Annotated in this window: 11 protein-coding genes; 2 read left to right on the top strand and 9 right to left on the bottom strand. The window is 47.1% G+C overall.

Annotation, left to right across the window (positions count from 1 at the left end; genetic code table 11):
- Positions 1 to 235: 235 nt before the first annotated feature.
- The 3 genes from PWYN_RS27105 to PWYN_RS27115 all read right to left on the bottom strand — a co-directional run bounded on the left by PWYN_RS27105 (position 236) and on the right by PWYN_RS27115 (position 2,880).
- Positions 236 to 874, bottom strand: a complete 639-nt coding sequence (locus PWYN_RS27105) for an XTP/dITP diphosphatase (RefSeq protein WP_036658456.1) — start codon at positions 872 to 874, stop codon at positions 236 to 238.
- Between the two features lies 1 nt (position 875).
- On the bottom strand, positions 876 to 1,634 hold the full coding sequence (gene rph / locus PWYN_RS27110; RefSeq protein WP_036658459.1) for a ribonuclease PH: 759 nt from the start codon (positions 1,632 to 1,634) through the stop codon (positions 876 to 878).
- Between the two features lie 124 nt (positions 1,635 to 1,758).
- Complete coding sequence (locus tag PWYN_RS27115) at positions 1,759 to 2,880, bottom strand: GerMN domain-containing protein (protein ID WP_036658462.1); 1,122 nt, start codon at positions 2,878 to 2,880, stop codon at positions 1,759 to 1,761.
- Between the two features lie 238 nt (positions 2,881 to 3,118).
- Between PWYN_RS27115 and PWYN_RS27120 the strand changes: the two genes are divergently transcribed.
- Positions 3,119 to 3,721, top strand: a complete 603-nt coding sequence (locus PWYN_RS27120; protein ID WP_036658464.1) for a phosphatidylglycerophosphatase A family protein — start codon at positions 3,119 to 3,121, stop codon at positions 3,719 to 3,721.
- Positions 3,722 to 4,184: 463 nt separating this feature from the next.
- On the opposite strand, the gene PWYN_RS27125 is transcribed toward PWYN_RS27120, so the two are convergent.
- Positions 4,185 to 5,213, bottom strand: a complete 1,029-nt coding sequence (locus tag PWYN_RS27125) for an MBL fold metallo-hydrolase (RefSeq protein WP_240479841.1) — start codon at positions 5,211 to 5,213, stop codon at positions 4,185 to 4,187.
- Complete coding sequence (locus PWYN_RS27130; RefSeq protein ID WP_036658467.1) at positions 5,214 to 5,948, bottom strand: class I SAM-dependent methyltransferase; 735 nt, start codon at positions 5,946 to 5,948, stop codon at positions 5,214 to 5,216. It abuts the gene before it with no gap.
- A 498-nt stretch (positions 5,949 to 6,446) separates the two neighbouring features.
- Here PWYN_RS27130 and tyrS point away from each other — a divergent pair, with 498 nt between their 5' ends.
- The gene (tyrS, locus tag PWYN_RS27135; protein ID WP_036658470.1) at positions 6,447 to 7,706 is read left to right on the top strand and encodes a tyrosine--tRNA ligase; all 1,260 of its coding nucleotides are present in this window, start codon (positions 6,447 to 6,449) and stop codon (positions 7,704 to 7,706) included.
- Between the two features lie 53 nt (positions 7,707 to 7,759).
- Here the strand turns inward: tyrS and PWYN_RS27140 are convergent, their stop codons facing one another.
- The 4 genes from PWYN_RS27140 to PWYN_RS27155 form a co-directional block, all read right to left on the bottom strand.
- Positions 7,760 to 9,451 carry a glycoside hydrolase family 13 protein gene (locus tag PWYN_RS27140; protein ID WP_036658473.1) on the bottom strand — a complete coding sequence of 564 codons (1,692 nt, stop codon included), beginning with the start codon at positions 9,449 to 9,451 and terminating at the stop codon, positions 7,760 to 7,762.
- A 144-nt stretch (positions 9,452 to 9,595) separates the two neighbouring features.
- A complete protein-coding gene (locus PWYN_RS28400) occupies positions 9,596 to 12,865 on the bottom strand; it encodes a glycoside hydrolase family 43 protein (protein WP_052088448.1) in 3,270 nt (1,089 codons plus the stop codon).
- 436 nt (positions 12,866 to 13,301) lie between these two features.
- Positions 13,302 to 14,444, bottom strand: a complete 1,143-nt coding sequence (locus PWYN_RS27150) for a homocitrate synthase/isopropylmalate synthase family protein (RefSeq protein ID WP_036658476.1) — start codon at positions 14,442 to 14,444, stop codon at positions 13,302 to 13,304.
- Positions 14,441 to 15,196, bottom strand: a complete 756-nt coding sequence (locus tag PWYN_RS27155) for a HesA/MoeB/ThiF family protein (RefSeq protein WP_036658480.1) — start codon at positions 15,194 to 15,196, stop codon at positions 14,441 to 14,443. The genes PWYN_RS27150 and PWYN_RS27155 overlap by 4 nt, the downstream gene beginning before the upstream one ends.
- Positions 15,197 to 15,200 lie beyond the last annotated feature (4 nt).

Here is a 15,200-nt window from a genome sequence, read left to right on the forward strand (position 1 = left end):
ATACTACTATAACGAAATAAAATGCGAAGCGTTGCAGAAGTTTTTTTGCCATCAACCAAGCACAGACACGTATATTCAATGTATTTCAGCTTAGGAAAGGTTATGAATAGTTTGCGCAGTTTTCTAAGTTGTACTACTAAACCTGATTACTTTCTCATATTACAAAAAAGCTTGCAGTTCGAGCCGAGGCTCTACCGCAAGCTTCTGTATTTAAATTTGCATACAACAGGTCTTACTACAGCTGACCGTTTCTAGAAGACAGCTTCTCCGTCAGCAACCGCAATGCAGCGCCTCGGTGGCTTATCAGCTGCTTCTCCGTAAGGGTCAGCTCCGCCATAGTCTTCCCGTAATCCGACAAGTAAAATAGCGGATCATAACCGAAGCCGCCACCACCTGCCGGCTCAGAGGTTATCCAACCCTCAACCGTACCTTCTGCCGTAAGTTCGTGATCCGTTGCCGGATCATACAGCGATAACGCACATACGAATCGAGCTGTACTGAGCAAGGGCTGTCCTGTATCCTCGCCCTGCTTCAGTTCCTCCAGCTCGCTGAGCAGCTTAAGATTATTATCAGAATCACCTGCATCTTCACCTGCATAACGAGCAGAGTAGACACCCGGTCTGCCCTCCAGCGCATCTACGCAAAGTCCGGAATCATCCGCAAGAACCGGAAATCCGAGGGCATTGGCTACGGTCCTCGCCTTCTTCAAAGCATTCTCGGCAAAGGTGGCACCGTCCTCCACTACATCCGGGAGATCGGGGTAGTCAAACATACTCTTCACGGTCAGACCCAGAGGGGCAAAGGCATGTTGAAATTCCCGTACCTTACCCTGATTTTTTGTTGCAACAATAAGAATGCCGCCTGACGATTTCATTCTATACCTCTTGGCCAGGCTGCCCGGCAGGGATTTTGAGCGCAATGGCTCCCAAGACTTCCTTCTGGGTAGCAATCAGTTCTGTTACCCCTTTCTCACCTAGCTCTAGCAAACGATTGAGTTCTTGACGAGTAAAAGGTCTTTCCTCCCCTGTTCCTTGAACCTCCACGAATGCACCGCCGCCCGTCATCACTACATTCATATCTACTTTGGCTTTGGAGTCTTCTTCATAATTCAAATCCAGCAGGGTTTTGTCACCTACTACACCGACACTGATCGCTGCAAGAAAATCGGTAATGGGGAATACTGCGAGCTTGTGCTGTACCGCAATTTTGTTAATGGCAATGGCCATCGCTACAAAAGCACCGGTAATCGAAGCCGTCCGCGTGCCGCCGTCTGCTTGAATAACATCACAGTCCAGCGTAATACTGCGCTCGCCAAGTGCCTGCAAATTCACTACAGACCGAAGAGCCCGGCCAATTAATCGTTGAATTTCCATGGTACGCCCCGTTAGCTTGCCCCGTGCTGCTTCGCGCTGGTTGCGCGTCCCAGTTGCTCTTGGAAGCATGGAATACTCAGCGGTTACCCAGCCTTTTCCTTGACCTTTAAGAAAAGGAGGAACCTTCTCCTCTACAGTTGCTGTACAAATGACCTTGGTATCTCCCATTTCAATAAGCACGGAGCCCTCAGCATATTTATTAGTTTGGGTTGTTATCGTCAATGACCGAAGCTGGTCGTCATTCCGCCCGTTTGATCTCATCTTTTCTGCCTCCTACATCAGCTCATTTTAGCATTCCCTATTCTACCAAAGAGCAGGCACAAAAGCATCTTTTTACCCTTTAAGTTGAACTGACGGTTTTCACCTATACTGACTGGGGATCATTCTACAGCGGCATCTCATTCAAATATTGAGGAGCGGAAACCGGCTTTCCGTAATTAACTTCATTCGTTCCGGTCACTGCATCCTTTCCGTTCAGCCGAATCTGAACCAATGAATCCTTGCTATTCTGGGCGACAGTCAGTACTACGGATTGCAGCATTTCCGCAGGCACCTTATCACCGTCAACGAACATATCATCTTTCAGTGAGACCGTAACTACGCCATTTTGTCCCTCTTCAACAGAATCAAGAATAGTCCCGGCAGTCATTACTGTTTCAACTCCATCCCCTGACTCAGGTCCGGATAGCAACTCACCCAAAGCAGCCTTGATCGGTTCCTGTCCTGCGGGTACAAATCGAGTCATCGGTACATAGTACTGAACACCTTTAGGTGATGCAGCAGAAAAATAAACGGTGACCGCACTGGAGTTCATATCCAGGGTATTGCTCTTTGGCAGATTGATACCCATTGTCCGAGATAATGGACGATCCAGCGGTGTTCCATTTAGCGGCATTTCATTGAGTTTCTTACCGTCTACCCAAAGCTGTACCCCTTTAATTCCTTCTTCACCTGTCAGTGTCCAGGTGATTGCTTCCAGTATTTTACGTTCATCCTGGACAGCATAATCATTAAATTTAGCGTTAAATTCAACGACTGCCAGACCTTTCTCCTTGTCTACAGTCACATTTTGCACTGTAGTCCCGGCTGGGAGCATACCCTGGAATCCTGATGGCAATAATGCTTCATAGGCACCTTTACTGACCAGCGCTGTTAGGGAGTCCTTCAGGGTTGTTGCCCCTTCACCGGACGGCAGGCTAAGTGAAACCGGTGCGAGTAATCCATTCCCATCCTCGAGATATACCGTTGTTCGAGGTTCGGTAGAACTGTTGTCTGCTGCTGCAGGAGCACTAGCCTCCAGCGTATTTGCATCCAAGGTCACAGGGCCGAGTACTCCCGAATCCAGTGTATCGCCGCTGATCTCCAGCATTTGTGCCTCCACTTCAGTTGGAGGTGGATCTACGGAGGAAGACGCGTCCATTCCAAGCAAGCTGCAGCCGGATAGAGCCAGAGGAACTGCCAGCAGACAGGCTGCGGATATCCCGCGAATTTTTTGCATATGTGTCATGATTAATTACCCCTTTCAGAAATTAGATAGCCTTGTACTGCTATGTATACGAGCCCTTCCGCGAAAAAATAACAACAGCTTATCCTAAAGTTTGAAATCCGCGCTGTCTTAACGATTTCGTCCCCCTCTCTGGACAATAACACCCTAAAAAAGTACAATTTCAAGACAGTGAGGATTTACAGAACCTTCACTGTAAAGAATACTATAACTAATGACTCACTAAATGGAGGGACTGAAAATGGCTGACGCAAAAATGCCTTACAGTCTGAACAGCAAGGCCGTTGCAGAGGCGACAAAAAGCTGGCTGCATAAGCGTGGAGTAACTATAGAAGAAATTGCGGATCTCGTTATGCTGCTGCAGAAGCATTATTATCCAAATTTAACGATGGAAGAATGTATTCACAACGTAGAGATGGTACTTAGCAAAAGAGAAGTGCAAAACGCGGTATTAACGGGTATTCAATTAGATGTATTGGCTGAAGAGGGAAAGTTGTTTCCCCAATTGCAGGATATGATTGAGAATGACGAGGGGCTTTACGGAGTGGACGAAATTTTGGCCTTCTCCATAGTAAACGTGTATGGAAGTATCGGGTTTACCAACTACGGCTATGTCGACAAGTTGAAACCTGGTGTACTGGAAAGACTGAACAATAAAGAAACAGGACAAATCCACACCTTTCTGGATGATATTGTAGGCGCTGTAGCCGCTGCAGCCAGCAGCAGGATCGCGCACCGCAAACAGGCGGAAAGAGAGAAGAATCTTGGGCTGCCGCATGCTCCAGAGGATACCGAAGAAGCTGCTAAGAAGCTTACCGGAAGTAACGCTGAAAAGCCTGAATAAGAAAATAATAAGATTTCTTTAGGATCCAAAAGTAGATTTTTCTACGACCGGAGACAGACTTCTTCATTCTAGAAAAACTTAAAAGTAAGCAAAACAGCGATTCTCCCGTTATTGGATAATCGCTGCTTTACGTTTTTGGGTCACTACGGCTTGCTTCAGCACATTAGGGGCAATGCATAAACTCTAGTAGAGATGGAAGCCGAGGTCGAGCGTCAATGTTGTAGCAAAGAATTTCATCGAATCGCCCTCGGAAGGTGGGATTCCGCTAAATGAGATGTAAAAGTGCAATTAAATCGCCCTTAGGGGGGGATTCCGCTAAATTGCTGCTATAAGTCTCAAAGGGTTGCGAATACATATAGTGTCACTGGAGTCCGTTAAATTTCCAAATCGTCTGTTTTCACTCAATAAGCCTCTATTTCTTCCAAAATCACAGTACAGCCCGTTCCCGTGTTACAACGTCAATCTATTCCATGCCCGTGAATAACCATCCACTACCCGACTCTATAATAATTGCCCGCTCCCGGCGTACAAGTTCAATCATATGAGCCAAGGTCTCACTCATGGCGAACCTCATCTGATGAGTGCTCGATATCCGGCCCCGGAACAGATCTTCACAGATTGCAAATCCGCTTAAGGGTCCGTTTGAAAGGAGGGCCTCTGCAGCCTCCAACCGTTCCTCATGGTGATCAAGCAGACTGTGGATTCGCTTAGTGAAACCTGTAAACGGCTCACGGTGTCCAGGAAAGGCCATACTGACCTGATAGCTGCCAAGGTCTCGCAGCCCCGTCAGGAATGTCTGAAGCGGTTGAGGATCGCTGCCCGGCAGCAGACTGACATTGGGCGAAATTTGCGGTAGGACGGCATCGCCGCAAATCATATACCCGCTTTCACTATTGTAGAAGGACAAGTGTCCAGGAGCATGACCGCCAGTAACTACTGGCCTCCATAGGCGATTGCCCATTTCAAAAGGCTCCGCGGGTGATATATAGGACACTTCAGGCTGAGGTGTAACCTGTGGCTCAAAGCGTTCCAAGTGTTCCCTGATCGTATCCGTTATAGAGTTTGGCATACCATGCTTGGAAAAAAACAAGGGAAGTACATCATTCATCTGGGAGGTCTCCCCCCACATGAACAGGGCTTCGGTATGGGCTCGCTTCGACATCCACACCTTGCAGCCACTGAGGGACTGCATCCTTCCTGCCAATCCATAATGATCAGGATGATGGTGGGTAACAACGACATTCCGTACCTTGCTCCAGGACAAACTTAGCTCCCGAAGAATACCCTGCCAAGCCATTTCTGTCTCCTGGCTGTGCGGGCCTGGATCTATAATGGTAACACCGCCGTCTGCATCCGTAAGAAGATAGCTGTTCACTTGCCGGAGCGGCGGGTCCATGGGTACAGATATCTGTAGGATATCCCGTTCCCATGTAGTAATAACTGCTTTACGCATGAAGCCATCGTCTTCTTTAAATCTTCTCCCGGTTACCATCTACGCCCGAACGCCTCTAAAAATCATCCGTTTAGAGCACTCAACATCATATTCGCCTTCATCATAGCTGCCATGGACAGCTTCGAGTTGTAAGCCGGCTACCGCAATCATCTCCTGAAATTTCTCAAGCGGATACAGCTTCACGCACTCATGGTATTGGCGGGGAATTCCATCTTCTTTGGAGGTTATAGTGATAATCTTCTTCACATATCCGTCTTCAATCCGGCGTTTCTCATCGATCAGAATGTCCCCTTCTTCACGGGTAGAGTGCGGAACTAAATTACGAATTACACAGGATGGGTTAAGAAAATCAATAATAAATTTCCCGCCAGGCTTCAGCAATCGTCTGATTTCACGAAGCACCTTGATTTGCTCCTCATCTTCTTCAAAATATCCAAAGGAGGTAAAGAGGTTGACCACTGCATCAAATCCTCCAGCCAGAGGCAAACCCCTCATATCAGAGCACAGCCAGGTTACTTTCTCCGATCCCTCTTGAGCACGGGCTTCCCGAAGAAGCGGCTCGGATAAATCCACACCGGTTACGAAGTAACCTGCTTCCGATAGTGCAAGGGAATGACGGCCCATACCGCAGCAAAGATCCAGTACTTTAGCTCCCGGGGGTAAATCCAGCCAGCCAATCATTTGTTCGACTTCACGCCTAGCTCCTCCGAAATCACGGTGTTTATATACAATCAGATAGTCCTCTCCGAAGCTCTCCTTATACCATTCACACATATTGTATCTCCTCCCGCAGGCTGCTTCCTGCAAAACCACGTATCTATATCTATATATTGTAACGCAATTGTACCGTCTTTTATGGACAAACTCAAAAAATGTATTCAACCGGAAGTTACAGCTCGCGGATGTGGTTGACATTGAAATACTAATTAACTATACTTTCCTTAATCTTATATACGGTATACGTTGAAAGAGCCTAGTAGCAGCTTAGTCCCTGTTCTCAGAAAGCCGGGGGTGATGGAACCCGGTACACACTAAGTTGACGAATTACACTCTGGAGTATCTTGGGTAATGCCGAGCGGAAGTGGCGAACGATAACTCGCTGAAGAGTGGTATTAATGGTGCGTGAAAATAAGCTCCATTGGTGCAATTTGGGTGGTAACACGGTTGCTTAATCGTCCCTATGTCTACAATAGACAGGGGCGATTTTTTTGTTTTTTCAACGGTAAGTCATTACGTTATAAGAATATCGATAAATTGAGGAGTGTTTTGACTGTGAATATTATGGACGAACTAGAATGGCGCGATGCCATTAATCAACAAACGGATGCGGAAGGCCTTCGGGATTTAACGAAACAAAAAGCAGTTTCGTTATACTGCGGTGTTGACCCAACGGGTGACAGCATGCATATTGGCCACTTGATTCCATTTATGGTGCTCAAACGCTTCCAGCTTGCCGGCCACCGTCCAGTGATTCTGATTGGCGGAGCAACGGGCACCATCGGTGATCCAAGCGGCCGTCAAAGTGAGCGCTCGCTGCAAACGCTAGAAGAAGTACAAGCTAACGTTGATGCGCTTACTGAACAAATGAAAAAGCTCTTTATTATTGAAGGCGATAATCAAATTCGTATGGTCAACAATTATGACTGGACACATAAAATCAATGTAATTGAATTCCTGCGTGATTACGGTAAAAATTTCACCGTTAACTCCATGCTTGCAAAGGATGTTGTCGCGAGCAGACTGGAAAGCGGTATTTCCTTTACCGAATTCTCCTACCAAATCCTGCAGTCGCTTGATTACCTGCATTTATATCAGCATGAAGACGTACAGCTGCAAATTGGCGGCTCCGATCAATGGGGCAACATTACTAGCGGTCTTGATCTGATTCGAAAAAGAGAAGGATCTGAGGCGAAAGCTTTTGGCCTGACGATTCCGCTTATGCTGAAAGCTGACGGTACGAAATTCGGCAAATCAGCCGGTGGTGCGATATGGCTGGATCCGAATAAGACAACCCCTTTTGAATTCTACCAGTTCTGGGCTAACACGGATGACCGCGATGTAGTAAAGCATTTGAAGTACTTTACGTTCCTTACCAAGGAGCAGATTGATGACCTGGCTGATAAGGTGCAAACAGAGCCGCATAAACGCGAGGCACAAAAGAAACTGGCCGAAGAAATGACCAGATTCGTACACAGTGAGGAATTGCTGGAGCAAGCAAAACGCATCACAGCAGCATTGTTCAGCGGTGATATTAAATCGCTCACTGCTGATGAAATCGAGCAAGGTTTTAAAGACATGCCGACATTCGAGGCTACGCAGGAGTCTAAGAATATCGTGGACTGGCTAGTTGATCTGGGTATTGAACCTTCCAAACGTCAGGCGCGTGAGGATATTACAAAAGGTGCAATTTCGATGAATGGCGAGCGAGTTAGCGATGTTGGTCTGGAAGTTACAGTAGCTCAAGCTATCGGCGGTCGCTTCATCATTATCCGTAAAGGTAAGAAAAATTACAGCTTGGTAAAAATGCTTTAGCATTCTAAAACCCTTCAAGACTTGCTTCGGCAAGCTGAAGGGTTTTTTCAGGCTTAAATCAGGCGCTGTAAATATACTCTGGCTTCATACGGACGAAGCTTCAAGCGGCCTAAGTCCTCCTCTTTTTGCGGCTCATAATTCGAAATCAACAGCTCCCCCGGATTGGTCAACATCCCTTGCGGAAGCTCAATAATCGGTTCCCGTTCAAAAAAGTTCAGAATGACCAGCACACGCTGATCTTCAAGTGTCCGCGTATATACATAAATCTCCGTATCTTCTGGCAGCAATAACTCATACTCACCATATACGATGACCTTATGTTTTTTTCGAAGCGCAATCAGGTTCTTATAATAATGATAGATGGAATCTGGATCTTTGACCGCGTAGGCTGCATTGATCTCCATGTAATTAGAGTTGACCTTAAGCCAGGGGTCACCTGTTGTAAACCCACCTTCGTCATCGTCGTTCCACTGCATGGGTGTACGGGCATTATCTCTGCTTTTTTTATGAATGGCCGCCATGATTTGCTCTTCCGGGACCCCGTTCCGCCGCTTCTCTTCATAATAATTAAGGGTCTCAACATCCCGATAGTTATCTATGGACTCAAAAGCAACGTTCGTCATCCCTATCTCTTCCCCTTGGTAAATATAGGGCGTGCCTTCAAGCATATGAGTAAAGGTTGCGAGCATCTTAGCCGAAGGAATCCGGTAAAAAAGATCGTTCCCAAATCGGGACACAGAGCGGGGCTGATCATGATTGCACAGGTAGTTGGCATTCCAGCCGCGGTTATGCAGAACAACCTGCCAGTTGGTGATGATTTTTTTCAGATCGATCAGGTTCCACGGTACAACGTCCCACTTCCCGCTACCGGCGGAGGCTGCATCCAGAAACATATGCTCAAACTGAAAAGTCATGTTCAACTCGCGACGACCGTCCCCCACATAATCCAGTGCCTGCTCCGGACCAAGCCCAGAGGTCTCACCAACCGTCATAATGTCGTAAAAATAAAGCACCTTATCATGCAAATTTTGCAGCAAAGTATGAACATCTTCCAGATTGGAGAACATGTCATAGGCTCTTACGGTTGGCGTACCGTGGGGATTATGGGCATCCGGGTAACCTTCGGTCTTAACGATATGGGCAATCGCGTCAAAGCGAAAACCGTCTACACCTTTTTTAAGCCACCACTGTACCATCTCATGCAGCTTATCTATGACTACGGGATTTTCCCAGTTGAGGTCCGGCTGGTACTTGGAATAGAGATGTAAATAGTACTCATCCGTATGCGGATCATGCTCCCACACCGATCCGCTGAAATAAGACTCCCAGTTGTTAGGCGGTCCCCCGTTTTTACCTTTTCTCCAGATGTAAAAATCCCGTTTCGGATTGTCCTTGGAGCTTCTCGATTCAACAAACCAGGCATGCTGGTGGGAGGTATGGTTGAGGACCAGATCCATCATCAGCTTCATACCGCGTGAGTGCATATCCTGCAGCAGCCGGTCAAAATCATCCATCGTCCCGAATTCCTTCATAATGTCACAGTAGTCGCTAATATCATAGCCGTTGTCATGGTTCGGCGATTTGTAAATAGGGCATACCCAGATTACATCTACTCCCAGATCCTGCAGATAATCCAGCTTGGAAATAATCCCCCGTAGATCTCCCACTCCATCTCCGTTGCTGTCCATGAAGCTGATGGGATAAATTTGATACACAATACTTTCCTTCCACCATTTGGGGTTCATGTCACTGCCTCCTTATGTGCTTAATATATCTTAACCACACAGAGCCAATTGGATAACAATAATTTAGAAGGGCTTGGCAATCCTAGAAATTATAAAACGGCACCTTCAGGGAATTCACCCTTTGAGCGCCGTTTCATTTAGAGATTATGATTTGCTTTTATCCTCATGCCTTTTTTGTACCTTTACGGTTAACTTTACGGTTCCTTTGGTATGATCCGAGATTCGTGTCACCTCAAGCGTAAGCTCGACTCGCGTCAGCTTGCTTGGGGCCAGAATGGTTCCATCCATTTGAACAACAGAAGAATTACCCGTTTCCTTGATGGTCACAGTGTATCCAGTTGGAACCTCTGGAAGCGTGATCTTAACGTCATCCTTAGCCGGAGTAGCCATCTCCGTAAGTGTGTTCGCTACTTCCTGAGCGCTGGCAGATCTTGCAGGTACCGTAACGTTAATCGTAAGAATTCCCTTAGACCCGTCAAAATCTCTCGTCACTTCCAAAATCAGTTCCACAGTGGTTGAAGCGTCCGGCGGTATAATTACTCCATCCAAGCCAATGACCCCAGGATTGCTTGATTGCTTAATGGCTAGGCTGTAACCAACAGGCACTGCCGGGAGATTCAGTGAGACTGCATCCATCACAGGTGCAGCAATAGTTGTAAGCGAATCGGCAACCTCTTGGGCAGACGGCTCTTTGACGATAATCAGCCAGCTAATCTGCGGGTCAGAGCTTGAGGCAGCGGCTGAAGCAGACCGATGAACCGTAAGATAAATTCCGTCTTCATTCACAACTACATTAGGATATGCTAATACATCCTTCGCACTCGAAAAGACATAAGCTGAAGTGATCGTCTGTCCGTTCACAATAATATCAGCTTTACGGCCCCCATTGGAATATTGAGCCCAAGGATCGTAGAGTCCGGTATAAATCGAATATACTCCGCCGCTCACATCAAATTTATAAGTGATATCATTACCTGAATTGGCTTTGAGATATCGTAAATTGGTGAACAAATCATCAGATGCTGAGCCGGAAGTGTTGGTGGAATCCCCTACATAACCCCAATTTTGCCCCAAAAGAGGATTGTACTGTTGATCCGGAACTCCCTTATTAAGAAGTGATTCCCCCATGTACCCGGTCCAAGCCGAATAGTCTGCGGTCACCGCACCACCCGCATTTACGAAGTAGACCGCATGTTCAGGTAGAACGTCCAAGGTAATAGCAATCTCTTTATTCTCCAACAAGGGCAAATTTCCATTCACGGTGACTCTGCCCGGTTTGGAGAATTGGTTGGCATTCAATGTCCAGCTGACAGGCATCTGCTCGGTGACATTGTTGGACCTAGTAACCGATAATTCATCAGGCAGAATCGGAGTACGTCCCATAGGTACATATTTCGGTAACGTTGTATTGATTGTAATTCTGCCCATACGGTTCAGCAGGGACAAGTTCCACTGATCATACCACTTCAGGATAATTTGATCGTCTTGTCCAAACTCCACCGGAAGCCAGATATAGCGGGAGTCTGCCAGGTCGCTTGATTTCCAGCGATCCCCCATAAAAATATATTTACCATTGGCAGCATCAAGTGTAATTATATTGGTACTTTGTGAATCAAAGGTTGTGGAAGCTTTCGTACCCACAGAAGGATCACGCATCGCTCTCCATTCGCCAAATATTTGATCGGCCACCGTATAACGTGCAGCATTTGGTGCCCATCCTGTAGCACCGGAGGTAATCATGTAATATTTCCCCTGATACTTGAACATGGCAGGAGCTTCGCGCTGTGCCCCTGGAAATACACGAATGTAATCCACGCCGTACTGTGATTTGTATGTCGTATCCCGCTGCTCATTCCCATCTTTATGCCATCCGGTCACATCAGTATAAGACTCATTCAGCTTGGAAATGTACATGGTCATATTCTCTTCACTGGAATAGATCAGATAAGCCGTGCCATCGTCATCTTTGAAGAGATTCATATCTCGAGCCATACCGGGTTGGTTCGGCTGTCCGTTATAGGTAGCGCCTGCAGGAACGCGGTCCATTCGCTCGCTTTTGCCATATACAAAGGGTCCTGTCGGTGAATCACTCAAAGCATAACCTGCTTCTGCCTTGGCATAATTCGCCGTTGATGTCGTGCTTGGGCCGTCCGTATGCAGCCACATCACATATTTACCAGTCACATCGTTATAAATAACTTTGGGCCGTTCCAAGACGCGCATGGTACCAATATCATTAAAAATATCCGCCTTATCTGTTCTTCCCGCATACAAGCCTGAAATCAGCGGGTCCGTATCGAATTGGCCCATGGATTCAATCGCAGTCAGAGCCAGACCCTCATCCTCCCAATTATAAAGATCCTTGGAGCTGTAGACACGTACCCCTCTCGTAGGCATATACCCCAGCGTCTTATCTTCTCCGTACCAGTAATAGGTAGCGCTTGCTTGATCATACAGAATTCCACCGCCATGCGCTTGTATCGGAGCCCCATTCGTATCCATCCATACAGCTCCCGGTGTAAAAGCACTATTAGCTACATACGTTGCAAGAGCTGCAATCGCATCATTTAAGGTTAGCTTGTAGCTGTGAAGCTCGTTCTGAAGGGTAGATACATCTGTACCTTGCGCCTTTGCAATGTTTATGAAGTTTTGGACGGTTTCAATAACCGCTTTAAGCTTATTCACGCTATATACTGTATATTCCGGCTGTTCCGAAAGCCCCTTAGCCCTATCTATAAGGCCTTGCAGGTCGGAAAACTCCAGAATCACGCTTTTTCTCACAATAATATAATTAATCAGAGGATCATTATAATTGGTCAGAGTACCAGTGGATGGACCCGCTATAGACACGTTTAGCATACCGTCCATTACTGCGAGGCCTCGGGTAGTGAACTCTTTTAATTGCTGGGTTCCTGAATCGTAGTCCCCGCCAGCAACATTTCTGCCCTCCGCTAAGAGAATCATATTACGACTGCTCCAAGGATTATAAAAACCGTAAGTAATATCATATTTGTCCGTAGGAAGCTCAAACATATAGCTGATCGCTTTGGATCTAACTTGTGTACCGTTGTAGTACCTTAGGCTTCCTGTTTTGGTGGTAGCGTCTGGAACATTCGTGCCCGTCGTGGAAGTAGTCAAGCCCCAGCTTTTCCCCGTTATCGGGTCTGCTCCGTAGACCTGCTCGGTTACACTTGCATACAGCCCCATTTTGTCGTTGCCTTCGAGGGTTGCCGGGGTTTTATCGCCTGCATTCACAAAGTATAGGATGTAGTCGTTATCTATTAATTGCTGATTGCTAAGCTCCGGAACTTCACCACTCTCTGCAGCAGCTGTCTGCATGGGTACCTGAAAGCTGAACGCAGTAGAGACAATAAGAAGCACCATAAACCATCTAAAGCTTATTTTTCGAAGCATTGAATACATCGACCTCCTTCAATAAAATGATGAATCAGAACAATAAAATGATGAATCAGAACAATTCTGCAAGCGCTATCAATATTATGGTTGGACTTAACCCTTGAGTTCCTCCTCCTATCTCAACATGAAGGAAACAGGCTGCTAATTCAATTGTATAATTCAAATTTTAGTGAACTAAACCAACATAAAGCACAGTGAACATTCTGCCGAGAGTGAACAAATTTGTTATTACGGCAATAAGGGGAATTTGGATCCAACTCAAAACTATGGGTACCGTGGGCCACCAATCAATTGCACTTTTACATCTCATTTGGTGGAATCCAGCATCATCCGAGGGCGATCTTCATTCTCTGCCCAATAAAAAAGGGTTGGTTCACAAGACTCAAACGTCCTGTAAAACAACCCTGTTACTTCTATTAGACAATTAATTCTATCAGACAACATCCCGGGACTGTTCCTGCTCCTCCATGAACCATTCTATTAGTAGAGCTTCCGGGACGTTACGCTTGTAGATCTCCGCATATTCGCGAACCCGTTCCAGCAGACGGCCCGACAGTTCAGCATTTACTTCCAGACCTTGATTACTCAGTGCATGGGATATCCCCCCGCTGCCCGAGTGTTTGCCGAGCACAAAGTGGTGTGACCTGCCAACTTCTGAGGGATCAAAGGTCTGATACGTCGCCGTATCCTTCATGAGTCCGTCGACATGAATGCCGGATTCATGAGTAAAAGCCAGTTCCCCTACGATTGGTTTGGCATCTCCAACGCTACGCCCGGAGGCAGCTATCACCGTGTCCGCCAACCTCTTCAACATGTCCGGACGAACAGCACACTGCCCCTTGTATAGATATCGCCAACCCAGTGCCACTTCTTCCATCGCGGCATTGCCGGTACGCTCACCTATGCCTGCAATGGTGGTGCTTGCCCAGGTTGCACCGGCGGCAATTCCACTCAGCGTATTCGCAGTAGCAAGCCCAAAATCATTATGGCAGTGTACCTCAAGTTCTACATCCGCAGGTACTTCTCCAAGCAGAGTACGGACCCGTTCAGCCATTTCGCCCGGATGATGGGCAGATACCGTATCCGCATATCGAAACCAACGGATACCTTCTTTGTACAACGAGTTCACCAGTTCTACAAGAAAGCTCATCCTCGCCCGTGAGGAATCTTCCATCCCCACGGATACTATCATCCCTAGCCGCAGACCATATTCAGCTGCCCGTAACAGTCTAGTTAGTCCTTCCGACTCGCTAATTCCCAGCTTCCCATGCAGTTGGATTTCTGAAACTGGAATGGATACATGACTCCAGTTCACGCCCGTATGCCAAGCCTTGTCAATATCGCTGGTCATTGCCCGATTCCAGGTCATCATCTTCATAGGAAGACCTAGCTCCGCAATCGCCGCTATATCCTCTTGCTCTCTCTTGCCCATTGCAGGTATGCCAACCTCTGCTTGCTCTACACCACTCTCCGACAGCAACTTTGCGATTTCCAGTTTTTCTGCCCGCGTGAATGAAACTCCAGCCGCCTGTTCACCGTCCCTAAGTGTCGTGTCACATAGCTTGAGACTTTTCACGGTTTACCTCCTTCTCCGCAGCAAGCGCAATTCGGATTACGGGTAATTCGGACGCTATAGCAGGCGAAGTCGAGTGAGTTGAAGCGATGCATTACGCCCGCATAAGTTGTCCCTACCCTTGTAACCCATTTTACGGCCTCGAGGGCTGCCAGACAACCCGCAATCCCGGAGGTAGCTCCCAAAACCGGAAATCCGAAGGGTTCCCACTGAGGCTGTTGATCCGGATAAAGGCATTCAAGACACGGAGTTACACCCGGAAGTATCGTCGTTAGAGAGATTTCAAAGCCATACATTGCCGCCTCTACCATAGGAGTACCGGTCTGTACACAAAGACGGTTCAATTCATACCTTTCTGGAAAATCATATCGAGCATCGATTACAATATCAGCACTCTCTACCCAAGGTCTTGCTATTCCAGACTCAATCTTGGAATTATAACCTTCTATTTCAACGTCAGGATTAAGCCGCTTCAACTGCTTAATTGCCGTACTCATCCGTTCCATGCCTAAATGTTCACTGTCCATTAAAATTTGCCGATTCAGATCCGGCGGAAGAATGATGCCCTCGTGGGCCAAGATAAGTTTCCCGATGCCTGCTGCCGCTAAATACAAAGCAGCGGTCCCGCCCAGACCGCCAATGCCGGCAATCATTACCGTAGCTTCCTTGAGTGCTCTTTGACCGTTCTCCCCAAGGAGCTTCAACTGTCGGGCATACCGTTCCAACTCCAACCCTCCGGCAAGCTGCTGCTCCATCCTG

Origin of the sequence: Paenibacillus wynnii, from assembly GCF_000757885.1 — a bacterium.
GTDB lineage: Bacteria > Bacillota > Bacilli > Paenibacillales > Paenibacillaceae > Paenibacillus_AQ > Paenibacillus_AQ wynnii.